Consider the following 25291-nt stretch of genomic DNA (forward strand, 5'->3'; position numbering starts at 1 on the left):
GTATAAGCGTGAAGACCGTCGCGCAGGGAATGCCGGATGATCGGCTTTGCCTGTGGTACCTGCCGCCTGCATTTTTTTGAGCAGGCGGGCCATGGGTGAGGCCTTCACCCGGCATTCCCTGCGCCCTCTGCATGTTCTGAGGGCACGGCTGAAGTGCAACTCGGGTGCAAAGCGCCGCGAGAACGAGATGTCATGTGTCGCGCGGTTTGAGACCGTGAATCGGACACCGCGCGACGCTGCCGTAGGGTGGGCAAAGCAGCCGCCCGCAGGGCGGTCGCGTGCCCACCATGCAGCCGCACCTGCGGTGGCAATGGTGGGCGCGGCGCGCGACAAAGCGGAGCAAACAACTCACAGCTCGGCGCGCCTTTGCCCACCCTACAGACTACAGACCGACATTTCCACCTCTCCCAATCGATGCTAATAAGCCCGCATTTCCTGCCAATCCATACCGAGGAGGTATCGATGTTCGACCTCAACCAGCTACGCGGCTTCGTCGCCGTGGCGGAGGAGCTGCATTTCGGCCGCGCCGCCGTCCGGCTGAACATGACGCAACCGCCGCTGTCGCGGCAGATCCAGGTGCTGGAGCACATCATCGATGCCGTGCTGCTCGAGCGCACCAGCCGCTCGGTGAAGCTGACACCCGCCGGGCGCAGCTTTTTGCCGGAGGCGCGCCGCATCCTGAAGCTGGCCGAGAGCGCCGCCCAGGTGGCGCAGCGCATCGCCAGCGGCAAGAGCGGCTCGCTCAAGATCGGCTTCACCGCGGCCGCCGCCTACGGCTTCCTGCCCGAGCTGGTCGCCGCCTGCCGCACCACGCTTCCAGAGGCCGACCTGTCGCTGCAGGAGATGGTCTCGGGCGACCAGATCGAGGCGCTGGCGTCCGGCCAGATCGATGCCGGCCTGCTGCGACCGCCGATCGCGCGGCCGGAATTCGCAACGCGGCGCGTGGTGGCCGAGCCGCTCTGCGCCGCGCTGCCGCGCCGCCACCGGCTGGCCTCCGCCGCGACGGTGTCGATCCGCGATTTCGACGGCCAGAACTTCATCATGTATTCGCAGACCGAGGCCCGCTATTTCCATGACCTCCTGGTGTCGCAATTCATGCGCGCCGAGGTGCTGCCGCGCTACGTGCAGCACCTCAGCCAGGTCCATTCGATCCTCGCCATGGTGCGCGCCGGCCTCGGGCTTGCCATCGTGCCGCAGGCCGCCGCGAGCCTGAAGATCGCCGACGTCCGGCTGCGGCCGCTGAAGCTGCGCAACCCGACACCCGCCGAGCTGTTCCTGGTCTGGCGCCGCGATCACGACAATCCGCTGCTGCCGACGCTGGCCGAGATCGCAGGCAATCTCGCCGCCTTGCAGGCCGACGACTGATGCAAGGCGAGCATCAACCGATACCCTCATTGGCTTGGACCGGCATCGAACTCGGTTCTACGACGTCGCTCAGGGAATGCGCGCTGATGCAATCGCCGCGTTCATTCCAGGATAGTCCAAGGACCCGCGCGATGAGCAAGATGACCCCTCAAGAAATGGCTGCGAAAATCGGCAGCGGCCTGCTCTCCTTTCCCGTGACGCCGTTCAAGGCAGATTATTCGTTCGACGAGGCCACCTACCGGGCCAACATGGATTGGCTGTGCGGCTATGACGTCGCCGGTCTGTTCGCAGCCGGCGGCACCGGCGAGTTCTTCTCGTTGACGGCGGCCGAGGTCCCGCAGGTGGTCAAGGTCGCCGTCGACGAGACAAATGGCCGCGTGCCCGTGCTCGCCGGCACCGGCTACGGTACAGCGATCGCGCGCGAGATCGCCGTTGCCGCCGAGCAGGCCGGCGCCGACGGCCTGTTGCTGCTGCCGCCCTATCTGATGCATGCCGAGCAGGACGGCTTGGCCGCCCATGTCGAGACGGTCTGCAAGTCAGTGACGATCGGCGTCATCGTCTACAACCGCGACAACGCCATCCTGCAGCCTGACACGCTCGCAAAACTGTGCGAGCGCTGCCCCAACCTCGTCGGCTACAAGGACGGCATCGGCGACATCGAGCTGATGACCCGGGTCCACACCAAAATGGGCGACCGCCTGACCTATATCGGCGGCCTGCCGACCGCCGAGACCTTCGCCCTGCCCTATCTCGACATGGGCGTGACCACCTACTCCTCGGCGGTGTTCAACTTCGTGCCGGAGTTCGCCACCAACTTCTATGCCGCAGTGCGCAAGCGCGACCACGCCACCATCCAGGCCGGATTGAGGGATTTCATTCTGCCGCTGATCGCGATACGCAACCGGAAGAAGGGCTACGCGGTCTCGATCATCAAGGCCGGCATGAAGGTGAGCGGCCGCGATTCAGGCCCGGTGCGGCCGCCGCTGACGGACCTCACGGAGGCGGAGATGGCGGAGCTGACCGCACTGGTGACGGCACTGCCGGGCGCCGTGCCGGCGCGGCAGGCGGCGGAATAAGACTGAGGCCGCCGTCGCGACGACAGCCTGTCCACTCATCCTGAGGAGCTTGCGAAGCAAGCGTCTCGAAGGATGAGGCCACCGCCGGGCCTCGTGGTTCGAGACGCCCGCCAAGTGGCGGGCTCCTCACCATGAGGGGCAAAAGCCGAGGCACTGCACACCGGACCATGAACACGACGAGAGACGTGTTCATGGAGAGGGGAAGCGACTGAACGAGATGAAGGCCGCGCCCTTTCCCCTCATCCTGAGGAGCCTGCGCAGCAGGCGTCTCGAAGGATGAGGCCACAGCCGGGCCTCGTGGTTCGAGACGCCCGCCAAGTGGCGGACTCCTCACCATGAGGGGAACGGGCGCAGCAAGAACGAGAGACGAAGGAGGAGCACGATGAGTCACGAAGCCACCAGCACCGGGATCTCCGGCGCGCCGGTCGTCACCGGCATGGAGGTCATTCCGGTCGCCGGCCGTGACGGCATGCTGCTCAATCTCTCAGGCGCGCACGGGCCGTTCTTCACCCGCAACCTCGTCATCCTCACCGACAATGCCGGCCATACCGGTGTCGGCGAGGTGCCGGGCGGCGAGAAAATCCGGCAGACGCTGGAGGATGCCAAGAGCCTGATCGTCGGCCAGAGCATCGGCGCCTGCAACACCCTCCTGGCGTCGATGCGCACCGTCTTTGCCGACCGCGACGCCGGTGGTCGCGGCAAGCAGACGTTCGACCTGCGGGTGATGATCCACGCGGTGACGGCCGTCGAAGCCGCGCTGCTCGACCTGCTCGGCCAGCATCTCGGCCTGCCCGTCGCGGCACTGCTCGGCGAAGGTCAGCAGCGCAAATCCGTCGAGGCGCTCGGCTACCTGTTCTTCGTCGGCGACCGCACCAAGACCGACCTGCCCTACGCGACCGGCGAGGGCGAGAAGGACGGCTGGTTCAAGCTCCGCCACCAGCCGGCGATGACGCCCGAGGCCGTGGTGCGGCTCGCCGAGGCCACCCACGACGCCTACGGCTTCGCCGACTTCAAGCTGAAGGGCGGCGTGCTCGCTGGCGAAGCCGAAATCGAGGCGGTGACCGCCATTGCAAGACGCTTTCCGCAGGCGCGCGTGACGCTCGACCCCAACGGCGCGTGGTCGCTGGATGAGGCGATCCGGCTGTGCAAGGACATGCACGGCGTCCTCGCTTATGCCGAAGACCCCTGCGGCGCCGAGGCCGGCTTTTCCGGCCGCGAGATCATGGCCGAGTTCCGCCGCGCGACGGGCCTGCCGACCGCCACCAACATGATCGCAACCGACTGGCGGCAGCTCGGTCATGCGCTGCGGCTCGGCGCGGTCGACATTCCCCTAGCCGATCCGCATTTCTGGACCCTGCAGGGCTCGGTGCGCGTCGCCCAGACCTGCCGCGACAACGGCCTGACCTGGGGTTCACACTCCAACAACCATTTCGACATTTCGCTGGCGATGTTCACCCATGTGGCCGCCGCAGCCCCGGGCAAGGTGACGGCGATCGACACCCATTGGATCTGGCAGGACGGACAGGCGCTGACGAAGCAGCCCCTGCAGATCAAGGGCGGCCGGATCGCGGTGCCCGAATTGCCCGGGCTCGGCATCGCGATCGACCGGGACGCCATCGAAAAGGCTCACGCGCTGTACAAGAGCCACGGGCTCGGCGCGCGCGACGACGCCGTCGCGATGCAGTACCTGATCCCCGGATGGAGTTTCGACGACAAGCGCCCGTGTCTCGTGCGCTGACGCTTCGGATGGGATATGACTGCGGCCTCAATCGCGCATAAAGCGGGAGAACAACATGAACGCGATCCTCAAGAACTTCATCGCCGGCGAATGGGTCGACGGCAGCGGGGTGACCCGCAACATCAATCCGTCCAACACCAACGATGTCGTCGGCGAATACGCCAAGGCCGACCGCGCGCAGACCGAGACCGCGGTCGCCGCCGCCAAGGCCGCCTTTCCGGCCTGGTCGCGCTCGACGCCGCAGGAGCGCTATGACGCGCTGAACAAGATCTCGGCGGAGATCCTGTCGCGCAAGGAAGAGCTCGGCCGCCTGCTCGCGCGCGAGGAGGGCAAGACCCTGCCGGAGGGGATCGGCGAGGTTGCGCGTGCGGGCCAGATCTTTGCGTTCTTTGCCGGCGAAGCGCTGCGCCTGACCGGCGAGAAGGGCGCCTCGGTGCGTCCCGGTCTCGATGTCGAGATCACGCGCGAGGCGGTCGGCGTCATCGGTATGATCACGCCCTGGAATTTCCCGATCGCGATCCCCGCCTGGAAGATCGCGCCAGCGCTCTGCTACGGCAACACGGTGGTCTTCAAGCCCGCCGAGCTGGTGCCGGGCTCGGCGCATGCGCTGTCCGAGATCATCGCGCGCTCCGGCCTTCCGGCCGGCGTGTTCAACCTCGTCGTCGGCTCCGGCTCGGTGGTCGGCCAGACCCTGCTCGAACATCCGGACGTCCACGCGATCTCGTTCACCGGATCGGTCAGCACGGGACGCAAGATCGCGCAGGCCTGCGTGCTGTCGAATCCGATGAAGAAGTTCCAGCTCGAGATGGGCGGCAAGAACCCGATGGTCGTGCTCGACGATGCCGACGTCAAGGTCGCGGTCGAAGCCTGCGTCAACGGCTCCTACTTCTCGACCGGCCAGCGCTGCACCGCGTCCTCGCGCCTGATCGTGACCGAGGGGATTCACGACAAGTTCGTGGCGGCCATGACCGAGCGCCTCAAGGGTCTCGTGGTCGATGACGCCGTCAAGCAGGGCACCCATATCGGCCCGGTGGTCGACAGCAACCAGCTCGAGCAGGACCAGCGCTACCTCAAGATCGGCCAGGACGAAGGCGCCAAGCTGACCTGGGGCGGCGAGCTGCTGAACCGCGAGACGCCCGGCTTCTACATGCAGCCGGCGCTGTTCACGGAAGCCACCAACACCATGCGCATCGCCCGCGAGGAGATCTTCGGGCCCGTGGCCTGCGTGATCCGCGCCAAGAATTACGACGAGGCGCTGGCGATCGCCAACGACACCGAGTTCGGCCTCGCGGCCGGCGTCTGCACCACCAGCCTGAAATACGCCTCGCACTTCAAGCGCAACAGCGAGGCCGGCATGGTGATGGTCAATTTGCCGACGGCCGGCGTCGACTATCACGTCCCGTTCGGCGGCCGCAAAGGCTCGAGCTACGGCGCCCGCGAGCAGGGCTCCTACGCCCGCGAATTCTACACGACGGTAAAGACGGCCTACACCTTCCCGGTGTGAGCCCGACGATCGTGAACTAACAGACGGGCCGCATCGACGGTCCACTCCCTCTCCCCGTTCTTCACGGGGAGAGGGCTGGGGTGAGGGGCAGCCACACGGACAGTGCCTCGCCCATGAAAAAGACCTGTAGGGTGAGCAAAGGCGCGAAGCGCCGTGCCCACCGACAGTCGAGCGAGACGAAAGACGGTGGGCACGCTTCGCTTTGCCCACGGAGCGCAAGGGAGCGAGCATGAACCAGCAGGTCGTGAACCAGGAGCCGCGGGTCATCAAGCTCAACGCGCGCGACAACGTCGCGATCGTGGTCAATGATTTCGGCCTGCCCGCAGGCACCAAGCTTCCTGACGGCCTCACGCTGAAGAGCTTCGTCCCGCAGGGCCACAAGACCGCGCTGGTCGACATCGCCGAAGGCGCTCCCATCATCCGCTATGGCGAGATCATCGGCCATGCCAAGTCGCTCATCGCCGCCGGCGAGTGGGTGGACGAGGCCCGCATCGACATGCCCGAGGCCCCTGCCCTCGACCAGCTGGAAATCTCCACCGCCGTCCCGGCGCCGCTGCCGCCGCTCGAAGGCTACACCTTCGAAGGCTACCGCAACGCCGACGGCTCGGTCGGCACCCGCAACGTGCTGGGGATCTCCACCTCCGTGCAGTGCGTGAAGGGCACGCTCGAATTCGCGATCAAGCGCATCAAGAGCGAGCTGCTGCCGAAGTATCCGAATGTCGACGACGTCGTCGCGCTCACTCACGCCTATGGCTGCGGCGTCGCGATCACGGCGCCCGACGCCGTGGTGCCGATCCGCACGCTTCAGAACCTCGCGCTGAATCCAAACTTCGGCGGCGAGATCCTCGTGGTCGGCCTCGGCTGCGAGAAGCTCGCGCCGGAGCGGCTGCTGCCGGAAGGCACCGAAGACTCGATTGTCCGCATGCAGGACGAGGCCTTCGACGGCTTCGGCGCCATCGTCGAGGCCATCATGACCCAGGCCGACCGCCGCCTCGCCGAGCTCAACAAGCGCACACGCCAAACCTGCCCGGCCTCCGACCTCGTCATCGGCCTGCAATGCGGCGGCAGCGACGCGTTCTCCGGCGTCACCGCCAATCCGGCCGTCGGCTTCGCCGCCGACCTGCTGGTCCGCGCCGGCGCCACCGTGATGTTCTCCGAAGTGACTGAAGTTCGCGACGCCATCCAGCTGCTGACGCGACGCGCCATCAACGAGGAGGTCGGCCGCGCGCTGATCCGCGAGATGGACTGGTACGACGCCTATCTCGCCCGCGGCGGTGCGGATCGCAGCGCCAACACCACGCCCGGCAACAAGAAGGGCGGGCTCGCCAACATCGTCGAGAAGTCGCTGGGCTCGATCGTGAAGTCCGGCTCGGGCCCGATCCACGGCGTGCTGGCGCCGGGCGAGAAGGCCAAGCAGAAGGGCATGCTGTTCGCGGCGACGCCGGCCTCCGACTTCATCTGCGGCACCCTGCAGCTCGCCTCCGGCATGACGCTCCAGGTGTTCACGACGGGCCGCGGCACGCCGTATGGCCTCGCCGCCGCGCCCGTCATCAAGGTCGCGACCCGCAGCGAACTGGCGCGGCGCTGGAAGGACCTGATCGATTTCGACGCCGGGCGCATCGCCACCGGCGAGATGACGATCGAGGAGACCGGCTGGGAACTGTTCAAGCTGATCCTCGACGTTGCGAGCGGCCGCACCAAGCCATGGTCGGACCGCTGGGGCATCCACAACGATTTGACCCTGTTCAATCCAGCACCGGTGACCTGAGGAGGTCTCGCTCGCAATGACGCGTAAGCTGAAGCCGCGACGTAAATAACGAGGACCGGGAGGGAGACCACGAGATGTCCAGTGTCAGCCGTTCTGTAGTACTCGCCATAGCCTCGCTCCTCCTGTGCGTTGCTCCATCACGTGCCCAAGAATCCATCCCCGGCGTGCCGCGCGAACTGCTCGAGGACATCGCGACCGGCAGCCGCGTGCTCGCCGATCTCGGCGTCGTCGATGCGTTCGGGCACGTCAGCGCGCGGCATCCCACCAAGGCCAGCCATTTCCTGATGGCGCGCTCGATCGCGCCGGCGCAGGTCACGGCCGCCGACATCATGGAGTTCGACGAGAACGGCGAGCCGGTCGATGCGAAAAACCGCGCGGTGTTCCTCGAACGCTTCATCCATGCCGAGATCTACAGGGCGCGTCCCGACGTCAACGCCGTGGTGCACACCCATTCGCCCGGCGTCGTGCCGTTCAGCGTCAGCCGGACGCCGTTGAAGCCGCTATATCACAACGCCGCCTTCCTCGGGGAAGGCGCGCCGGTGTGGGACATTGCCAAGGAGTTCGGCGCGACCGACATGCTGGTGCGCAACAACGCCATCGGCAAATCGCTCGCGTCGGCGCTCGGCGACAAGTCGGTGGTGCTGATGCGCGGCCATGGCGACGTCACCGTGGGACCTGCGGTCCAGGCGGCCGTGTTCCGCGCCTATTACACCGACGTCAATGCCAGGCTGCAGGCGCAGGCGCTCGGGCTCGGCTCCGACGTGACCTATCTCAGCGCCGAGGAAGCCGCCAAGGCCGACGGCGTCAACATGGTGATCATGGACCGAGCCTGGGTGCTGTGGAAACAGAAGGTGCAGTCGACGAAGTAAATCGCGATGATGCTGGAGCCCCGACGATATCAGGCCTTTCCGGGGCAGCCCGACAGAGCTGCCCCGGAAGCCGCCGAGCCCGTCCTACACCGCGCCTTCGGTCTCGACGTAGAGCGCGTAAAGCGAATGCGATGCCGCCATGTAGAGCCGGTTGTTCTTCGGCCCGCCGAACGTCAGATTGGCGCACCGCTCCGGCAGACGAATGAAGCCGATCGGCTTGCCCGAGGGATTGAACACCATCACGCCATCGAGGTCCTCGGATCTCGCCTTGAGCGGATAGACCTTGCGGCCGTTGACGTCCGCCGGCTCGGCGGCCAGCGCGCCGTTCGAGCCCCAGCCGCACCACAGATTGCCGTCGCGGTCGACGCGGAAACCGTCGAGCGAGCCCTGGTCGGCGGCGTCGATCAGCTTCGTCTTGTTGCCGACCGTGCCGTCGGCATTGACGTCGTAGCTCCAGATGCTGCGGTTGGGCGTGCCCTTCCATTCCACGACGTACAGCTTCTTCTCGTCCGGCGAGAACGCGAGCCCATTCGGATTGACGAGGTCGGTGATGACCGCGGTCAGTTTGCCGTCGGTGCCGATCCGGAACACGTTGGTGCCGGCCTGCTCGGACTTGGCCTTGAAGCCTTCCCAATTGCCGTTGATGCCGAACAAGGGATCGGTGAACCAGATGGTGTCGTCGGACTTCACGACGATGTCGTTCGGCGCATTGAGCCGTTTGCCCTCGAAACTGTCGGCGAGCACCGTCACGGTGCCGTTCTTCTCGGTGCGGGTGATGCGGCGCGTCACCGAATGTTCGCAACTGACGAGCCGGCCCTGGCGGTCGCGCGCGTTGCCGTTGGCGTAGTTGGCCGGGCTGCGGAAGACGGTGAAGCTGCCGTCCTTCTCGCTGTATTTCATGATCCGGTTGTTCGGGATGTCGCTGAGCAGCAGATGGCCTTCGTCCGGGAAATAGGCCGGCCCTTCCGCCCAGCGCATGCCGCTGGCGAGCTGCTCGACGGTCGAGCTGTAGAGACGGTACTTGGCAAAGCTGGGATCGAGGATCTCGACGGCGGGATCGGGATAGCGCTGGTTCGGCTTAAAGGGGAAGGACTGCGCCCCCGCCTGGCCGGAGATCGCAAGCGCCGCTCCGCTGAGCGCCGCCGAAAGAATGCCGCGACGCGACAATGTCATCCGTTTCCTCCCTCTCGTTGTTATGTTGGGCCGTGGACCGGCCGTGTTCTTCCCATAGAAGGTGCGCGCGGAACTTGCTATTGCTTTTGCGGTATCGATCTATGCCGTCCGCGCGCTGCAACGCGCGGCCCGGCTCGGCGCGGCGAGGGATCGGAGATGCGCCGCACCAGCCGGCGGCGGACCTTCTTTTGCCGCAAAGCTGACACATCGCTTGAGCTTGCGCAGACATGATTCCTCACCAGGCTCACACCCCGCGGATGCCCCTGCACTTTTCCCGCCTCATCGCCGTCCTGCTCGGCCTCGGCCTGGGCGCCCCCTGCCTGGCTCAGCAGCCGCTGGCGGCCGCGAGCACGCCGGAGGAGCGGCCCGACATCGATCTCTACGCGCTGATGTCCGGCAGCTGCCGCACCGTGAAGGTCGACGGCCGGGAGTACCCGTGCCGGACGGTGGCGTTCTTCCACAGCGAAAAGGGCCGCGCGCATTTCACCGTCGCGCTCGACGATCCCGCGGACGACAGCCACATCATCGCGTTCTCCGGCGTCAACGGCCGCAGGTCGATTCAAAACGTCTATGAGCTGCCGATCGATCGCATGCTGCTGAATTCGAAGCACCGGCCGAAGGTCGACGGCATCCCCGTGCCCGCGGCACAGAGCTCATCGGGCTTTTGCCGGCAGGTCGGCAACTTCGCGATGCTCAGGGTGACCAGCGTGACCTGCTCCGCCAAGGACGACACCGGCCGCGCCTATGAGCTGCAATTCGTGTCCGACGGCACGCCGATCACCCTGCGCCGGGTGCGCCAGACCATGACCAACGCCGCCCACGATCCATACCAATAGCCGGCGGCGCGAATGGCAGGGTCAGGTCCCTGCGCCGCGCACCGGATGCAGAAATATTTTCAAACCCGTTGAACGTGTGCCCGTCCCCCCCGACCTATCGGCAAAGGGGAGGACCGCCATGCCGATCGAGCCGACCGACCTCGATGCAGCCACTACCCAACATGAAGACGGCGTGACGCTGTCCTTGTCCGGCGGCGGCTACCGCGCCATGGTGTTTCACATCGGCGCGCTGTGGCGGCTCAACGAGGTCGGGCTGCTCAGCCGGCTCAAGCGGATCTCCAGCGTGTCGGGCGGCTCGATCACGTCGGCCTATCTCGGCCTGCGCTGGAAGGACCTTCACTTCAACGCCGCCGGCAAGGCGGAGAACTTCAGCATCATCCTCGACGGCCTCAGACGGATGGCCGATACCTCGGTCGACGTCGGCGCGGTGATCGGCGGGATTTTCCTCCCCGGCACGATCAGCGACCGGGTCGTGTCCGCCTATGACGACGTTCTGTTCAAGGGCAGGAAGCTCGCCGATCTGCCCGATGACGGTGACGGCAAGGCGCCGCGCTTCGTCATCAACGCCACCAACGTGCAATCGGCCGTGCTGTGGCGGTTTTCGCGGCCCTATATGGGCGACTATCGGGTCGGGTTGGTCGATGCGCCCGACGTGAAGCTCGCGACCGCCGTCGCGGCCTCCTCGGCCTTCCCGCCGATCCTCTCGCCGCTCACATTGCCGATCCGCCAACCGGTGCGCAAGGTGGATGGTGCCGACCTCAACCACCCGCCCTACACCACGAGCGCGGTGCTCAGCGACGGCGGGGTCTACGACAACCTCGGCCTCGAGACCGTGAAGCGGTTTTCGACCCTGCTCGTCAGCGACGCCGGCCAGAAAATCACCGCGGAGGAGGATCCCCACCACGATTGGGCTCGCCACGCGGTTCGCATTCTCAGCGTCATCGACAACCAGGTCCGGAGCCTGCGCAAGCGCCAGCTGATCGACGCCTATCAACGCGGTGATCACACCGGGACCTATTGGGGCATTCGCACCAGCTTCGCCGACTACGCGCTTCCCGCCGATCCGCTCGACTGTCTGCACCGCAATCCGGCGCCGCTGGCAGCGATCCCGACCCGGCTCGAGAAGATGCCGCACGACGTCCAGAACAAGCTCATGAATTGGGGTTATGCGGTCTGCGACGCGGCGCTGCGCGCGCATGTCGATGCCCCGCTGCAGCAAAAGCTGGGGATCCAGATCGCGGCACCAACGGGTTTTCCGCTTCCGGGAGGATACTGATCGGTCATCACGCGAGACCATCAGCAGCCAGCACCGGCCGAGGTCAAGGATGCCGCATCCATCGCGCTTCAAATGCGACGACGTCACGCTCACCGGCGAGGCGCCTGGCGCGCACGCGGAGATGCCGGACGACATCTTCTCGACAACGGAGATTCCATTTCCATCGGAACGTCCGCTCAACGTCTATGCCTTCGACCCGAGCCTCGGCAGTTTCGTCGGCAACCAGATGGTGACGCATGTCCGCTACGAGAGCCTGGAGCCGGGCCCGATCGGCGAGCGGTTTGCGGTGATCGACTACGACGGCAGCCAGAAGACGTTCTACAAGCCGGTCAATCTTGACGATCCGAAGCTGCTGATGACCGGCGGCCTGCCGCCGTCGCAGGCCGACCCGCGCTTTCATCAGCAGATGGTCTATGCCGTGGCGAGCGAGACCCTGCAGCGCTTCGAATTCGCGCTCGGCCGGCGCGTGCGCTGGCGGACGCGCTCCGGCAGCGGTCATCCGGCGCCGCCAAAAGGCGCCTCGCGGCGCCTGAGCCTGTTTCCGCATGCGATGTGCGCGCCGAATGCGTTCTACAGCCCCGACGCGCACGGCATTCTGTTCGGCTATTTCAAGGCCAGCCGCACCAATCCGGGCCGCAACCTGCCGGGACAGACCGTCTTCACCTGCCTGTCCCACGACATCGTCGTGCATGAGACCACGCATGCGATCGTCGACGGCATCCGCGAGCATTTCATGGAGCCGACCAATATCGACGTCGCCGCCTTCCACGAGGCCTTTGCCGATCTCGCCGCGCTGTTCCTGCATTTCTCCCATAAGGAGGCGCTGATCGATACGCTGCAGAAGACAGGCGGCAAGCTGTTCGAGTTCAAGCTGAAGGGAGATGCCGACCTCGCGCAAGGCGCCACGCCCGCGATCCAGTCGCAGCTGAGTACGGAAAACCCCCTGATCGTGCTGGCCACCCAGTTCGGCGAGGGGGCGGGGCGACAATCCAGCCTGCGCAGCGCGCTGATGACGCCCGCGACTCCCGACGGGGCCAAGGAAATGGCGACCAAGATCGAGCCGCATGAGCGCGGTTCGATTCTGGTGGCCGCGGTCTTCGACGCCTATTTCACCGTCTACGGCCGCAGGACCTTCGACCTGTTCCGGATCTATCGCGCCGGTGGCGGAAGTCTCGACAAGTCCGATTTGCCGGTGCCGCTCGCCAACCGGCTGGCCATGGAGGCGAGCCGGACGGCAGAGGAGTTCTTCACCATCTGCGCCCGCGCGCTGGACTATTGCCCGCCGGTCGACATCACCTTCGGCGATTTCCTGCGTGCCCTGCTCACCGCGCATCTCGACTACACGCCCGACGATCCCGACCATATTCGCGATGCCCTCATGCAGGCCTTCCGTCTGCGCGGCATCGTCGCCGAAAGCGCGACCTGCTTCTCGGAGGATGCGCTGTTCTGGCCGAAGGTCGTGCGTGGAAAGCTGAAGGTGCCGGGGCTGATCTTCGGTGATCCCAATGGTCTCACCAAGGAGGAGAAGGACCACAATGGCGACGTCCTGCGTGCCTTCGCGTTGAAGCACGCCGGCCAGCTGGGCTTCGATGCGAAGGCAGGCGCGATCGCCGCCCCCTCCTTTCATCCGATGTTCTCGACCGGCAAGGACGGCAAGCTCTATGTCAGCATGGTCGTCGAACTGGTGCAGACCATGCGCGTCCCGTTCGGCCACGGCATCCCCGGGACATTCCCCCTGCGCAATGGCGTCACGCTGCTGATTGCCCAGGATCCGCCCGAGCACGACGGGCGCCCCGATCCGCGCGTGCGTTTCGTCATTCCCAAACTCTACCAGTCCGAACGCGAGGAGCGGGTGCGCAACTTCTATGTCAGCAGCGGACGTGCAACCACGCCGCCTTCCGGACATGACGAAGACAAGCGCTTCCGCCTGGATTTTGCGCTGCTTCATGCGGGAGTCTGACATGCCACGCAGCCGCTCGACATCACCGACATCCACTTCCGCACGCAAGCGCCAGCCGGCCGGCCGTGCCCGCGCGGTGCGCAAGCCGCCGATGCCGGCATCCAACGTGACGCCCCTGCCGGCTGGCGCCGTCACGAAGGCCGCCAACGGCCTGCGCGTGCGCATGTACCGCATCGGCTTCGGCGATTTCTTCCTGCTCAGCGTGCCCACAGGGAGCGGCACCAGCCATATCCTGATCGACTGCGGCGTTCACGCCAAGGACCTCGGCACCATGCGCGCGGCCGTCACCCAGATGGCGAAGGACTGCAGCAACCGGCTTGCGCTCGTCATCATGACGCACCGGCATGCCGATCACATTTCCGGCTTCGGGAGCTGCGCCGACATCTTCGCCCAGATCGAGGTCGAGCGGGTGTGGATGCCCTGGTTCGAAAACCCGGGCAACCCGAAGGCCACGGCGTTTCAGGCGAGCCTCGTCGCCATGGCCGGCCAACTCGGCCGGCAATTCCAGGCGCGGCTGGCGGCAGGGCCGGATCCCGAAGCCGAACAGCTGCTGAGCATGGCCGAGAACATCACTGGCGGACTCGGCGTTGCCGGCATCGCGGCCAACCAGAAGGCGCTGAACGTGCTGCATGGCGGCTTCAAGGGCAGCCAGCCGGAACACGACTACTACAAGACCGGCGACGTGCCGACACTGCCCCCCGATCTCGTTGCCGCCGGCCTCACCGCGGAGATCCTGGGTCCTCCGATCGACGACGCCTTGATCGGCCAGATGACCAACAAGAACCAGCAATATCTGGCGGGCGCCACCGAGAGCAGTGATCAGCCGGAGCGACTGAAGCCGTTCGCCAACGCCTTTCGCGGCAAGCGCGACGACTACGGCGACAAGGCCTTCGCGCCCTACGGCTACGACCGCATGATGCGGATGATCGAAGGATCGCAGCCCGACGTCCTGGCCGCGCAGGCCCAGGCAGCCGACAAGACGCTGAACAATCAGAGCCTCGTCATTCTGTTCTCGTTCGGCGACAAGAGCCTGCTGTTCGCAGGCGATGCCCAATGGGGCAATTGGGAGAACTTCCTCTATGGCGGTGCCTATGGCACGCCCGGCCATACTCAGCTCACCGCCAAGGCGCAGGACATTCTCGGCAGAATCGACTTCTACAAGGTCGGCCATCACGGCAGCGCGAATGCGACGCCGAAGGACGCTGTCAAGGCAATGCGGGTCGGCTGCGTCGGCATGTGCTCGACGCAGGAGCATGCCTACAACGAAGTGCCGCGTGCGCCCCTGTTGGACGCGCTGCGCCAGCGCATGAACGATCAGCTGGCCCGCAGCGATCAGGTCGCGGCCGGCAAGGAGACGCCGGCAAATCCGGATGCCGGCCCGCTGCCAAAGGCATTCAGCGCGCCGGCCCAGCAGCTCTTCATCGACTATGATTTCTGAGGTCGGGAAGATCCCGATTCCCGCAAGATCTCCTGCGCCGCGCGCCCGAGCCGCCGCGCGGCATCGGCGAGATCCTTCGCTGCGAATCCCGAATAGCCGAGAATGAAGCCGTCCGGCCCACGCTGCACGATCCGTGCGTCCGAGAGCAGACGGCATTCGATGCCGGCGCGTTCGCGGATCAGCCGCGCGGCGCCCTTCGGCACGCCCGGCGGCAACGTCGCCAGGAGATGCAGGCCCTGCGCCGGCGCGGACCATTGCAGCGATCCCTTGGCATGCTTGACCAGCGCCTCCGCGACCACATCGCGCGCCTGGCGATAGCGCGGACGCATTCGCCGCATGTGCGCGGCGATGACGCCATCGGCCATCAGATCGGCCAGGGCCTCCTGCATGAAGGCGGGCGGAAAGCGATCCTGCGCCGCGCGCGCAGCGACGATGCGCGCCACCAGTTCCGGCGGCACGACGAGATAGCCGAGCCTGAGCCCGGCAAACAGCGTCTTGCCGAAGGTGCCGAGATAGATCACGCGCTCTGCGCCGATGCCGGCCAACGCCGTCAGCGGCGGGCCGGCGAAGCGATACTCGCTGTCATAGTCGTCCTCGAAGATGTAGGCGCCGGACCTGCGTGCCCAGTCGAGCAGCGCGATGCGCCGCGCCATGCTCATCGGAACGCCCGTCGGAAACTGATGCGACGGCGTGACATAAGCCGCCTTGGCCATCGCGTCCGCCTTTTCGCCCGCGGTCACCACGATGCCTTCCGCATCGACCGGCACCGGCACTAGCTTCGCTCCCGTCGTGCTCAACGTGTAGCGCGAGGCGACATAGCCAGGATCCTCGAACCAGACGGCATCTCCCGGTGTGAGCAACGCATCGATGCACAGGCGCAAGCCATGCTGCGTGCCACTGACGATCAGGATGCAGCTCGGGTCACAGCGGACGCCGCGATTGGCGGCGAGATAATGCGCGACCTCCGTGCGCAGATGCAGGCTGCCGCGCGGATCGCCATAGCCAAGTTCATCGGGAGCCGCCTGAGCGATGCGGCGCCGGCTCGCGGCGGCGAGCCGCTTCAGCAACATCGGATCGACCAGGGTGAAGCCGAGCGCAAACGGCCGCCGCGGCGGAATACGAATATCCAGTTCGGCAACCGGCGCAGCCGACTGCGGCGCCGGCAGTTGGGCTGCGACGTAGGTGCCGGCGCCGTGTCGTGCCTCGACCAGGCCGTCCGACAACAGCGCCTCATAGGCCGCGACGATGGCATTGCGCCGAACGCCGAGCTGCTCAGCGAGCCCACGCGTCGACGGCAGCCGCAGGCCGGGCGCGAGCAGGCCATCGACGATGCCGGCGCGCAGCGCACCGTGGACCTGCTGCGACTGGTTGCGAATGGCGCGATCGAGGCGGATCGGCAGCGCCAGGACGTCGTCCCGGCGCCGCGAAGTGGTTGTCTTATTTGGCATCGAAGTGGAACTCCCAGCAACCACTTTGTCATGGCATGACGTCGTTGCAAACAGGAGACTGATCATGTCGGAGCCATCCGTGGCGAGCTATCCCGTCGACGACACCAACCGCGTGAAGCGGCTGTACAAGCGCGCCCACTATGATCAAGCGACGGTGCACGCACTGCTCGATTCCGGTACCTTGTGCCATGTCTCCTACGTCATCGACGGCCAGCCCTATTGCACGCCGACGCTGTACTGGCGCGAGGGGACCAAGCTGTACTGGCATGGTTCGAGCGCCAGCCGCATGCTGCGCAATCTGTCGGAAGGACAGCCCGCATGTCTCACTGTCACGCATCTTGACAGCCTCGTGCTGGCGCGCAGCGCCTTTCACCACTCGGCGGACTATCGCTCTGTCATGGCGTTCGGCCATGCCAGGCTGATCGAAGATGCGCCCGAGAAGGCGCGCGCGCTGACGATGATGGTCGACCGTCTGTTTCCGGGCCGCACCGAGAGCTTGCGCCCGACCACGGATCAGGAGGTGAAGGCAACGTCGGTGGTCATGATGGAGATCGAAAAGGCCTCGGCGAAGATCCGCGCGGCCGGAGTGATCGACGACGAGGAGGATTACGCGTTGCCGGTGTATGCCGAGCGCATCCCGGTGCGCACCGTGCTCGGCGCGCCCGAGCCGGACGGCCGGCTGCTGCCGGGCGTTGCCCGTCCCGCGCCACTCGCAGGCTTCAGCGCCGGACGGCGGCTCGATGAGGCGCTGACGGAGGCGTATGCAGCAAGCTATCCGGCGGGATAGTTCACGACACGAAACGTAGGGTGGGCAAAGGCGCGCCCCTCTCTTGTTTGCTCATAAACGCTGCCAGACCGCGCCGTGCCCACCATCGAGAGGGAGATCGTCGTTGCCATGGTGGGCACGTCGTTCCAAGCGATGCGTTGCATCGCTCGGAACGCCTTTGCCCACCCTACGATTCCACGAATATCTCAGCGCTCGATCATCCTGTTCCAGCGCGTGTTCCATTCCGGGCGCTTGGCATTGATCACGTCCCAGTCGAGCGTCACGGCGCTCTTCATGTAGCCGTGAAACGTCGCGAGCTTCTGCTCGGCAGCGGGCGTCGTCGCTTTCGCAGCGGTGTTGGAGGGCACGATGTTGCCGGCCGCCAGCGCCTTCGCTTGAGCTTCCGGCGACAGCAGATAGGCGGCGAGCTTCTGCGACAGCGCGGCTTCCGAGTTGTTGGCGATGACGCATTCGGCGACCATCAGCACGACGGAGCCCTCCTTCGGCTGCGCATACTCCACCGCGATGCCCTTCTCCTTCAGCGTCGCCACCGCCGTCGGCGTCAGCGGGAAGATCGCGGCCTCGCCGGTCTGCACCATCTCGGAGATCTTGGCCGAGTTCGGAATGAATTCGAGCACGTTCTTGCCGATCGAATCGGGGAACGCCTTGAAGCCCGGCTCGACATTGGTCTCGCTGCCGCCCTTGATGCGGTTGAACATCAGGAAGGCGTGCAGGCCGAAGGTCGACACCGAAGCTGACTGGATGACGACCTTGTCCTTGTATTTGGCATCGGCGAGGTCGAGCCATGAGGTTGGCGCCGCCCAGCCTTTCTCGTCGAACAGCTTCTTGTTGTAGGCCAAGCCCGTCATGCCGATGTCGATGCCGGCGGCGATGTCGTCCTTGAGCCGTGCGAACGGCTCGAGCTGCGCCAGCCCATCGCTCGGCTTCAGCTTCTCGCACAGGCCGAGGCCGGCGGCGCGGATCATCACGCCGTCGTCGAGAAACATCACATGCATCTGCGGCTTGTCCTTGGCCGCGATCGCCTTGGCGAGGATCTCCGAGGAGGTGCCGGGCACGACGACGATCTTGACGTCGTTGGCCTTCTCGAAGTCCGGAAATACCGCCTGCGTGTAGGTGCGCTCGAAATTGCCGCCGTTCATGCCGACATAGAGCGTCTTGGTTTCGGCATGCGCGGCTAGTGTGGCGAGGATGAGTGCAAGGGCTGAGCCGAGCGCGGCGCGAGCATCGATCATGGCGAGGTCTCCTTCGATCCTGTCGTCATTGCTGCTTGAGAGGCATCGCCCGGCTGCGATGCAGGTGAGAAACGGGTGATCGCGAACGGTGCGATCGGCGTCGAGGTCTCGCCGTCGCGCACGAGCTCGGCCAGAACCTCGCCGACGCCCGGCGCGATCTGGAATCCGGCGCCGGAGAAGCCGAAGGCGTGAAAGAGGCCCGGCGTCGTGGCGCTCGGCCCGATCACCGGATTGCGGTCGGGCATCGTCGCTTCGGTGCCGCTCCAGAACCGGATGGCCTGGACGTGGCGCAGCGGGCCGAACAATTCACTGGCGCGCTGCATGATCGTGAGCACGCCGTCGCTGCGCGGCCGCGAGAAGTCGGGATCGTCGAGCGGCGCGGCGCGCTCGCCGCCGACCACGACATTGCCGCGCGTCACCTGGCGCGCATAGATGCCGCCGCCTTCGATGCCGATGTTGACGGAGAGGAACAGATCGAGCGGCTCGGTCACGACCAGCGACGGATAAGTGCGCTCCAGTGGCACCGCCTCGCCGAACGCGCGGGCGAAGTTGTCGGCCCAGGCGCCGGCGCTGTTGATGACGATGCGAGACTTGATGGCGACGTCCCCGGCCTCGAGCGTAAACCCCTCGAACGTTCTGGCGAGGCCGACGACTTCTGTATTCTCCAGGACCTCGGCGCCGGCATGGCGCGCCGCTGCAGCGAAGGCGGTCGAGACCAGCCGCGGATTGGCGTGGCCATCACCGCGACAGAACGAGCCGCCGATGACCTCGCCGCCAATGCCGAAGCGTTCGCTGAGCTGATTGTGGCCGACCAGTTCGAGATCAAGCCCGAACGGCGCGACGTCGGCCGCATATTGCTCCAGGCTCGCCATGTCCTCGGCGCTGCGCGCGAGCTTGAGATGGCCGGAGCGCAGGAACTCGCCATCGATGCCGATCAACTGTTGCAGCCGCGGCCAGATCGCGTGCGAGCGCTGCGACAGCGGCAATTGCTCGGGCGGGCGTCCCTGCCGGCGCACGCCGCCGTAATTCACGCCGCTCGCCTGCGCGCCGCAGAAACCCTTGTCGAGCAAGGTGACCGAGAAACCCATGCCGCGCAGCGCCAGCGCCGCGGAGCTGCCGACGAGGCCGCCGCCGATGATGGCAACGTCGCAGTCAATGCGCCGGGTCATGCTGCCTCTCATCAACGGACAGGCTCACGGCCAGCGGGATCGGCTTGATCGGCGCCTGTGCGCGCAGCCGGCCGACATCGCAGATGTCGCGGCGCGTCTGCACCGCGAGCAGTTCAGCCGCTGCCGCGCCGCACATCCGGCCCTGACAGCGGCCCATGCCGATGCGTGTGACGGCCTTGAGCCGGTTCATCTCCGTCAGTGAAAAATCATCGATCGCGCGCCGCGCTTCGCCGGCGCTGATCTCCTCGCAACGGCACAGCAGCGTATCGTCGGCGATGTCCTCGGCCCAATGCGAGGGATAGGGAAAGGCACGTTCAAGCCTGTCGCGCAGGCGGTCGATCCGCGCCAGCGAGCGTTCGAGCATCGCGGCGCGCGCGGGATCGCTCGGCAGGCCGCGATCCTGCACCAGCGCCAGTGCAGCCCGCTCGCCCGCAAGCTCTGCGGCATCGGCACCGGCAATGCGGGCGCCGTCGCCGGCGAGATAGACGCCCGCGACGCTGCTGCGGCCGCTGGAATCGCGCACCGGCAGATGGGCGCGATCGCGCGGATCGAAGCGGAAGGTGCAGCCGGCGAGATCGGGGGCCTGCGTCTCCGCGCGCAGATTGAGGCCATAGCCGACACCGTCGCAGGCGATCGCGTGTTCGCGACCACCGGACTGATAGACAATGCGCGCCACCCTGCCCTCACCCTCGATGCGAAGGCCGGTCACGCCGAGTTGCACGTGCGTGCCGCGCAGCGTCAACTCGGCGGCCATGCGCAAGCCACGCAGAACGATGCCGGGTGCGAGCGGCAGCGCGCGCAAGAGATGGAGCTTCGCCGACAGCGGCGCCGCGTCGAGCACGGCCGCAACCTCGACGCCGGCCTTCATGTATTGCCAGGCGACGAGATACAGCAGCGGGCCGGAGCCAGCGAACACCACGCGCCGGCCGATCGCGCAGCCCTGCGCCTTCAGTGCAATCTGCGCGCCGCCGAGCGTGAACACGCCGGGCAAGGTCCAGCCCGGAATCGGCAGCATGCGATCGGTGGCGCCGGTCGCTAGGATCAATCCGTCATAGCTGATGCGCCGGCTGATGCCCTCGCGGAGACTATCGGCCACGCCGTCGCGCAGATTCCACAGCAGCGTGTTCGGCCTGTAGTCCACCTCTGCGCCGAGCGCCGCGAAATCACGATGCAGCCGCGTCGCCTTCGCACCCTCCGAGCCATAGCGCGCCCGGGCGTCACGGCCGTCGTCAACCAGCGGCTGGCGATAGATCTGGCCACCGCACGCATGGCCCTCGTCGATCACGATCGGCCGCAGGCCAGCCGCGACCAATGTCATCGCAGCACGGATGCCGGCCGGGCCGGCGCCGACGATCAGCGGCGGTGCGCGCTCAGCCATGGCCGCGCCCCCGTTTGGTGATGATATGCATGCCCTCGGCGAGTTCAGTCGTGCAGGCGCGAAGCCGCTCGCCCCCCGCGAGCTGCACCCAGCAATCCTGGCACGCGCCCATCTGGCAGAAGCCGGCGCGCGGCGCGCCGGAGAACTCGCTGTGACGCAGCCGTTCGGAATGACACAGCACGGCCGTCAACACGGTATCGCCGGCGCGGCCCTCATGCGGCTTACCGTCGATCAGAAAGGAGATCGCAGGACTGTCGTTACGGACGAGGCGATGAAGCAGCGGCATGGCCAACGTCCCTCAGCCCTGCCCGACAAGGATCTTGTCGAGACCGAAGATGCGGTCGAGCAGCAGCATGGCTGCGGCGGTCACCGCGATCATCAGCGCCGACACAGCCGCCATCATCGGATCGATCGACTCGGTCGCATACATGTACATGCGCACCGGCAAGGTGACGGTGGCGGGCGAGGTGATGAAGATCGACATCGTGAGCTCGTCGAAGGAGTTGATGAAGGCGAGCAGCCAGCCGCCGGTGATGCCGGGCAGGATCATCGGCACGGTGATGCGGCGGAACACGGTCCAGCGCGAGGCGCCCAGGGTCACCGCCGCCTGCTCCGCGCTGCGGTCGAGGCCGGACAGAGCCGCCAGAACCAGGCGGAGCACATAAGGCGTGACGACGACAATGTGACCTGCAGTCAGCCACAGCAGGCTGCCGGTGGCGCCGAGCAGCGCGAACAGCCGCAACAGCGCGACGCCGAGCACGAGATGCGGGATCATCAGGGGCGACAGGGACAGCGCGTTGAGCGCGGCGCGGCCGCGGAAGTCGTAGCGATCGAGCGCAAGGCCGGCGGCGACCGCGAGCACCACCGCGATCGTCGCGGCTGTGACCGCGACCCACAGGCTGTTGAGGAAGGAGGCGACGAAATCAGGATGCGCGAACACGGCCGCGAACCAGCGCAGCGAGACTGGCGTGGTCGGCAGGGTCAGCGTGTTGGCCGGCGTGAACGCGACGAGACAGATCACGACCAGCGGCGCCAGCACGAAGCCGACGACGAGCGTATGAAACAGCAGCGCGACCGGACCATTGTGGCGCATGCCGCTCATCCCAATGTCCGCTTGGCGCGCGCCTCGACCATGCGCTGGTAGCCGAGCATGAGCACGAGGTTCGTGACCAACACCAGGATCGCGATGGCGGCTCCCAGCGGCCAGTTCAGCTCGTGCATGTATTCGTCGTAGACGAGCGTCGCCGCCATCTTCAGCCGTCGGCCGCCGAGCAGCGCAGGGATCGCGAAGGCCGACGCCGACAGGCCGAACACGACGAGACTGCCGGACAACAGGCCCGTCGTGACCTGCGGCAGCACCACACGGCGCAGCGCCGTGAAGCGCGAGGCGCCGAGCGTCCACGCCGCCGCCTCGACCATCGGATCGAGCTTCTGCAGCGACGTCCAGACCGGGATGACCATGAACGGCAGCATCACATGGACCAGCGCGATCACGATGGCGGTCTCGGTGTAGAGGATCTTCACGGTCCCCAGGCCGAGCGCGCGGAACGCTTCGTTCACGAGTCCTGTTGGACCAAGCAGCATGCTCCAGCCGAAGGCGCGCACCACCACCGACACCAGCAGCGGGCCGATGATCGCGAGCAGGAACACCGAGCGCCAGGGCTCGCGCATGCGCGACAGAATGTAAGCCTCGGGCGCGCCGATCAAGGCGCAGATCAAGGTCGTCAGCGCGGCGAGCCGCAAGGTGCGCCAGAAGATGTTGAGGAAGTAGCTGTCGGAGAGAATCGTGGCGTAGTGCGCGAGCGTGGTCTCGTCCTTGACGCCGGTCGCGGCGTCGTAGACGTGGAACGACAGGATCAGTGTGAGTGCGAGCGGGACGACCACGAGCGCCGCGAACAGCAGCGCACCGGGCGCGGCCAGCAGCCAGGGTGTTGTACCGGCCCGTGCGCCGCTCATATCGATTGCGCTCCCTCGGGCTTTGCGGCCTTGGCACTCGATCTGCTCCAATCGAGCCCGACCTGATCGCCTTCCCGCGCTGGCTCCTCGCCGGCATTCGGCAGGGACACGCCGATCAATCCAGCCGGCGTCTCCACGGTGAAGAACCAGGCGTTGCCGAGAAAGAAGCGGCCCTTGACGCGGCCGTCGAGCACGCCGCCGCCAAGCGCCTTCAAGCCGATCTTCTCCGGCCGGATCGCCAGCACGGCCGCCGCGCCATCAACGAGATCAGCCCCCTCGCACGGCAGCACGCGGCCGCCGATCTCGACGCCGCCGGGACGCCACACGCCCGGCAGCCGGTTCATCTTGCCGACGAAGGAGGAGATGAACGGCGTCGCCGGATTTTCATACAGCCGATAGGGCGCGTCGACCTGCATGATCCGCCCCCGCTCCATCACCACGACGCGGTCGCTCATCGACAGCGCCTCGCTCTGGTCGTGCGTCACCATGATCGTGGTGGTGCCGACGCGCTGCTGGATGCCGCGCAGCTCGAACTGCATCTCCTCGCGCAGCTTGGCGTCGAGATTGGACAAGGGCTCGTCGAGCAGCAGCACCGGCGGATCGATCACGAGCGCGCGCGCCACCGCGACACGCTGGCGCTGGCCGCCGGAGAGCTGGCGCGGATAGCGGTCGGCGAGGGCTGCAAGCTGCACCAGCGCCAGCGCCTGTTTGACGCGCGCCTCGCGCTCCGGCCTGATCACGTTGCGCATCTCCAGGCCGAAGGCGACGTTCTGCGCCACCGTCATGTGCGGAAACAGCGCGTAGCTCTGGAACACGATGCCGAGGCCACGGCGATCCGGCTTCTCATGGGTGATGTCGCGGCCGTCGAGCGTGATGCGCCCCGAGGTCGGTTCGGCGAGGCCAGCGATCATCTGCAGCGTCGTGGTCTTGCCGCAGCCGGAGGGGCCGAGCAGCGAGATGAACTCGCCCTTGGCGACGCTGAGACTGACATCGCTGACCGCAGCGACATCGCCGTAGAGCTTCGTCAGACCGTCCAGCGTCAGGAAACCCATGCGTCCTCGCACGGCGGACGCTCCCTGTCCGTCGATGGGATTGCCGCCTTGGGACCTTTTCATGCCGACCCGCCATGCTGGGGGTCAACGATAAATTCCGATATCCTGAATTTAATTCATCATAATTCTGATATATGAAATCTGATGTCCAGAACGCCCCTAGATAATTCATCGGCAGCGATGGCCGCGCCAGAGTTGGGCTCAGCCTCCAGCCTCCGCCGCGCGCTCAAGCTCCTGCGCATTCTCGCCGAGGGGGACCCCACCGGGCTGCGGCTGAAGGACATCGCCGAAGCCGCCGGCTGCAGCCAGCCGACCGCGCACCGCATGCTGCAGGACCTCGCCGCGGAAGGCTTTGCCGAGCAGATCGCCGGCAAGCGCTATCGCCTCGCGCTCGACTTCTACGTGCTCGCCGCGCGCGCCGGGCAGGCCAGCGGCCTGCGCGAGGCGGCGCGACCGGCGCTGCTGCGCCTCTCCGCCACCTTGAGCGACACGATCTTCCTGCTGGTGCGCAACGGCTTCGATGCAGTCTGCCTCGATCGCGTCGAGGGGCCATTCCCGATCCGCTCCTTCACCGGCGACATCGGCGGCAAGGTCCCGCTCGGGCTCGGCCAGGGCAGCCTCGCGATTCTCGCCAATTTGCCCGAGGACGAGCAGGAGGCGGTGATCCGCTTCAACATCCCGCGCCTGCTCGATCGCGGCTTCCTCGACGAGGCCTCGCTGCGCAGCGCGCTGGCGCAGGCGCGCGCGCAGGGCTGGGTCAACACCAGCGCCGGCCTCATTCCCGGCATGGCCGGCGCCGGCGTCCCGGTGCTCGATGCGCAGGGCCGCGCCGTCGCCGCGCTCAGCGTCGGCACGCTCGCGGAGCGGCTCAACGCCGGCCGGCTGCCGCACGTGGTGAAGATCCTGCAAAGCGAGGCACTGGCGCTGGCCGGCAAACTCAACCCGTTCGACGTCGCCCTGCGCTATCCGTCGCGGAGCTTGAGCACGATCGGAGGTCGCTGACGACGCGCCACCCGGGCCTCATGGTTCGAGACGCGCCGCTTTGCTAGTCCTGTTTCTGGAGGCTGTACTGTGCGGCGCTCCTCACCATGAGGTTCAAGAGCCGAGGCGGCGCTGCACACCGGACCCTGAACACGAAGAGCGTGCTCATGGAGGGATCATTTCGCTCCATCGCCCCGCACCACCGTCACTCCTCACCCTGAGAGGGTGTGAATCTTTCTCAAAGATTTCGGGTTTGCCAGGGGATGACCGGTGTGATTCGCTGTC

The 25291-nt window shown here is 66.5% G+C and carries 21 protein-coding genes; 12 read left to right on the forward strand and 9 right to left on the reverse strand.

From position 1 onward, the window contains the following. Positions 1–462: 462 nt before the first annotated feature. The 6 genes from ACQR1B_RS35260 (at position 463) to ACQR1B_RS35285 (ending at position 8320) form a co-directional block, all read left to right on the forward strand. Complete coding sequence (locus ACQR1B_RS35260) at positions 463–1365, forward strand: LysR substrate-binding domain-containing protein (protein WP_434837541.1); 903 nt, start codon at positions 463–465, stop codon at positions 1363–1365. Positions 1366–1496: 131 nt separating this feature from the next. Continuing rightward, positions 1497–2441 (forward strand): 5-dehydro-4-deoxyglucarate dehydratase, encoded by a 945-nt coding sequence (kdgD, locus tag ACQR1B_RS35265; protein WP_434837540.1) that lies wholly within the window; start codon positions 1497–1499, stop codon positions 2439–2441. A gap of 382 nt (positions 2442–2823) precedes the next feature. Continuing rightward, positions 2824–4179, forward strand: a complete 1356-nt coding sequence (gene gudD, locus ACQR1B_RS35270; protein ID WP_434837539.1) for a glucarate dehydratase — start codon at positions 2824–2826, stop codon at positions 4177–4179. A 55-nt stretch (positions 4180–4234) separates the two neighbouring features. Beyond that, positions 4235–5683, forward strand: coding sequence for an aldehyde dehydrogenase family protein (locus tag ACQR1B_RS35275; protein ID WP_434837538.1), 1449 nt, complete (start codon positions 4235–4237; stop codon positions 5681–5683). Between the two features lie 229 nt (positions 5684–5912). Further along, a complete protein-coding gene (gene garD / locus ACQR1B_RS35280; protein WP_434837537.1) occupies positions 5913–7451 on the forward strand; it encodes a galactarate dehydratase in 1539 nt (512 codons plus the stop codon). 74 nt (positions 7452–7525) lie between these two features. Next, positions 7526–8320, forward strand: coding sequence for a class II aldolase/adducin family protein (locus tag ACQR1B_RS35285; RefSeq protein WP_434837536.1), 795 nt, complete (start codon positions 7526–7528; stop codon positions 8318–8320). Positions 8321–8404: 84 nt separating this feature from the next. Here the strand turns inward: ACQR1B_RS35285 and ACQR1B_RS35290 are convergent, their stop codons facing one another. Continuing rightward, positions 8405–9493: an SMP-30/gluconolactonase/LRE family protein gene (locus ACQR1B_RS35290; RefSeq protein WP_434837535.1), complete on the reverse strand. Its 1089-nt coding sequence runs from the start codon at positions 9491–9493 to the stop codon at positions 8405–8407. A gap of 257 nt (positions 9494–9750) precedes the next feature. On the opposite strand from ACQR1B_RS35290, the gene ACQR1B_RS35295 reads away from it, so the two are divergent. The 4 genes from ACQR1B_RS35295 (at position 9751) to ACQR1B_RS35310 (ending at position 15003) form a co-directional block, all read left to right on the forward strand. Continuing rightward, complete coding sequence (locus ACQR1B_RS35295) at positions 9751–10329, forward strand: hypothetical protein (protein ID WP_434837534.1); 579 nt, start codon at positions 9751–9753, stop codon at positions 10327–10329. A 118-nt stretch (positions 10330–10447) separates the two neighbouring features. Beyond that, positions 10448–11605, forward strand: coding sequence for a patatin-like phospholipase family protein (locus ACQR1B_RS35300; protein WP_434837533.1), 1158 nt, complete (start codon positions 10448–10450; stop codon positions 11603–11605). A gap of 49 nt (positions 11606–11654) precedes the next feature. Further along, entirely contained in the window at positions 11655–13565 is a 1911-nt protein-coding gene (locus ACQR1B_RS35305; protein WP_434837532.1) for a peptidase M4, read from the forward strand. Between the two features lie 91 nt (positions 13566–13656). Continuing rightward, positions 13657–15003, forward strand: coding sequence for an MBL fold metallo-hydrolase (locus ACQR1B_RS35310; protein ID WP_434837543.1), 1347 nt, complete (start codon positions 13657–13659; stop codon positions 15001–15003). On the opposite strand, the gene ACQR1B_RS35315 is transcribed toward ACQR1B_RS35310, so the two are convergent. Then, positions 14991–16451 carry a PLP-dependent aminotransferase family protein gene (locus ACQR1B_RS35315; RefSeq protein WP_434837531.1) on the reverse strand — a complete coding sequence of 487 codons (1461 nt, stop codon included), beginning with the start codon at positions 16449–16451 and terminating at the stop codon, positions 14991–14993. The genes ACQR1B_RS35310 and ACQR1B_RS35315 overlap by 13 nt on opposite strands. 64 nt (positions 16452–16515) lie before the next feature. Here ACQR1B_RS35315 and ACQR1B_RS35320 point away from each other — a divergent pair, with 64 nt between their 5' ends. Continuing rightward, entirely contained in the window at positions 16516–17238 is a 723-nt protein-coding gene (locus ACQR1B_RS35320) for a pyridoxamine 5'-phosphate oxidase family protein (RefSeq protein WP_434837530.1), read from the forward strand. Positions 17239–17423: 185 nt separating this feature from the next. Here the strand turns inward: ACQR1B_RS35320 and ACQR1B_RS35325 are convergent, their stop codons facing one another. The 7 genes from ACQR1B_RS35325 to ACQR1B_RS35355 are packed head-to-tail and all read right to left on the reverse strand — an operon-like array spanning position 17424 to position 24025. Continuing rightward, complete coding sequence (locus ACQR1B_RS35325; RefSeq protein ID WP_434837529.1) at positions 17424–18470, reverse strand: ABC transporter substrate-binding protein; 1047 nt, start codon at positions 18468–18470, stop codon at positions 17424–17426. Further along, positions 18467–19639, reverse strand: coding sequence for an NAD(P)/FAD-dependent oxidoreductase (locus tag ACQR1B_RS35330; RefSeq protein ID WP_434837528.1), 1173 nt, complete (start codon positions 19637–19639; stop codon positions 18467–18469). Before ACQR1B_RS35330 ends, ACQR1B_RS35325 begins: the two co-directional genes overlap by 4 nt. Next, a complete protein-coding gene (locus ACQR1B_RS35335; RefSeq protein ID WP_434837527.1) occupies positions 19623–21017 on the reverse strand; it encodes an FAD-dependent oxidoreductase in 1395 nt (464 codons plus the stop codon). Before ACQR1B_RS35335 ends, ACQR1B_RS35330 begins: the two co-directional genes overlap by 17 nt. After that, positions 21010–21303: a (2Fe-2S)-binding protein gene (locus ACQR1B_RS35340; RefSeq protein ID WP_434837526.1), complete on the reverse strand. Its 294-nt coding sequence runs from the start codon at positions 21301–21303 to the stop codon at positions 21010–21012. The genes ACQR1B_RS35335 and ACQR1B_RS35340 overlap by 8 nt, the downstream gene beginning before the upstream one ends. A 12-nt stretch (positions 21304–21315) precedes the next feature. Then, the gene (locus ACQR1B_RS35345; protein WP_434837525.1) at positions 21316–22119 is read right to left on the reverse strand and encodes an ABC transporter permease; all 804 of its coding nucleotides are present in this window, start codon (positions 22117–22119) and stop codon (positions 21316–21318) included. Then, entirely contained in the window at positions 22116–22973 is an 858-nt protein-coding gene (locus ACQR1B_RS35350) for an ABC transporter permease (protein WP_434837524.1), read from the reverse strand. Before ACQR1B_RS35350 ends, ACQR1B_RS35345 begins: the two co-directional genes overlap by 4 nt. Continuing rightward, complete coding sequence (locus tag ACQR1B_RS35355; RefSeq protein ID WP_434837523.1) at positions 22970–24025, reverse strand: ABC transporter ATP-binding protein; 1056 nt, start codon at positions 24023–24025, stop codon at positions 22970–22972. Before ACQR1B_RS35355 ends, ACQR1B_RS35350 begins: the two co-directional genes overlap by 4 nt. Before the next feature lie 180 nt (positions 24026–24205). On the opposite strand from ACQR1B_RS35355, the gene ACQR1B_RS35360 reads away from it, so the two are divergent. Beyond that, entirely contained in the window at positions 24206–25027 is an 822-nt protein-coding gene (locus tag ACQR1B_RS35360) for an IclR family transcriptional regulator (RefSeq protein WP_434837542.1), read from the forward strand. Positions 25028–25291 lie beyond the last annotated feature (264 nt).

The sequence above is a fragment of the Bradyrhizobium oligotrophicum genome (genome assembly GCF_051168495.1).
Classification (GTDB): Bacteria; Pseudomonadota; Alphaproteobacteria; order Rhizobiales; family Xanthobacteraceae; genus Bradyrhizobium; species Bradyrhizobium oligotrophicum_A.

Excerpts from the sequence above, each read along its gene's own strand:
- ACQR1B_RS35285 (WP_434837536.1), top strand. The coding sequence starts at position 7,526 with ATGTCCAGTGTCAGCCGTTCTGTAGTACTCGCCATAGCCTCGCTCCTC.
- ACQR1B_RS35325 (WP_434837529.1), bottom strand. The coding sequence starts at position 18,470 with ATGATCGATGCTCGCGCCGCGCTCGGCTCAGCCCTTGCACTCATCCTC.
- ACQR1B_RS35335 (WP_434837527.1), bottom strand. The coding sequence starts at position 21,017 with ATGGCTGAGCGCGCACCGCCGCTGATCGTCGGCGCCGGCCCGGCCGGC.
- gudD (WP_434837539.1), top strand. The coding sequence starts at position 2,824 with ATGAGTCACGAAGCCACCAGCACCGGGATCTCCGGCGCGCCGGTCGTC.
- ACQR1B_RS35300 (WP_434837533.1), top strand. The coding sequence starts at position 10,448 with ATGCCGATCGAGCCGACCGACCTCGATGCAGCCACTACCCAACATGAA.
- ACQR1B_RS35355 (WP_434837523.1), bottom strand. The coding sequence starts at position 24,025 with ATGGGTTTCCTGACGCTGGACGGTCTGACGAAGCTCTACGGCGATGTC.
- kdgD (WP_434837540.1), top strand. The coding sequence starts at position 1,497 with ATGAGCAAGATGACCCCTCAAGAAATGGCTGCGAAAATCGGCAGCGGC.
- ACQR1B_RS35315 (WP_434837531.1), bottom strand. The coding sequence starts at position 16,451 with ATGCCAAATAAGACAACCACTTCGCGGCGCCGGGACGACGTCCTGGCG.
- ACQR1B_RS35330 (WP_434837528.1), bottom strand. The coding sequence starts at position 19,639 with ATGACCCGGCGCATTGACTGCGACGTTGCCATCATCGGCGGCGGCCTC.
- ACQR1B_RS35290 (WP_434837535.1), bottom strand. The coding sequence starts at position 9,493 with ATGACATTGTCGCGTCGCGGCATTCTTTCGGCGGCGCTCAGCGGAGCG.
- ACQR1B_RS35360 (WP_434837542.1), top strand. The coding sequence starts at position 24,206 with ATGGCCGCGCCAGAGTTGGGCTCAGCCTCCAGCCTCCGCCGCGCGCTC.
- ACQR1B_RS35260 (WP_434837541.1), top strand. The coding sequence starts at position 463 with ATGTTCGACCTCAACCAGCTACGCGGCTTCGTCGCCGTGGCGGAGGAG.
- ACQR1B_RS35350 (WP_434837524.1), bottom strand. The coding sequence starts at position 22,973 with ATGAGCGGCGCACGGGCCGGTACAACACCCTGGCTGCTGGCCGCGCCC.
- ACQR1B_RS35275 (WP_434837538.1), top strand. The coding sequence starts at position 4,235 with ATGAACGCGATCCTCAAGAACTTCATCGCCGGCGAATGGGTCGACGGC.
- ACQR1B_RS35320 (WP_434837530.1), top strand. The coding sequence starts at position 16,516 with ATGTCGGAGCCATCCGTGGCGAGCTATCCCGTCGACGACACCAACCGC.
- garD (WP_434837537.1), top strand. The coding sequence starts at position 5,913 with ATGAACCAGCAGGTCGTGAACCAGGAGCCGCGGGTCATCAAGCTCAAC.
- ACQR1B_RS35310 (WP_434837543.1), top strand. The coding sequence starts at position 13,657 with ATGCCGGCATCCAACGTGACGCCCCTGCCGGCTGGCGCCGTCACGAAG.
- ACQR1B_RS35295 (WP_434837534.1), top strand. The coding sequence starts at position 9,751 with ATGCCCCTGCACTTTTCCCGCCTCATCGCCGTCCTGCTCGGCCTCGGC.
- ACQR1B_RS35305 (WP_434837532.1), top strand. The coding sequence starts at position 11,655 with ATGCCGCATCCATCGCGCTTCAAATGCGACGACGTCACGCTCACCGGC.
- ACQR1B_RS35340 (WP_434837526.1), bottom strand. The coding sequence starts at position 21,303 with ATGCCGCTGCTTCATCGCCTCGTCCGTAACGACAGTCCTGCGATCTCC.
- ACQR1B_RS35345 (WP_434837525.1), bottom strand. The coding sequence starts at position 22,119 with ATGAGCGGCATGCGCCACAATGGTCCGGTCGCGCTGCTGTTTCATACG.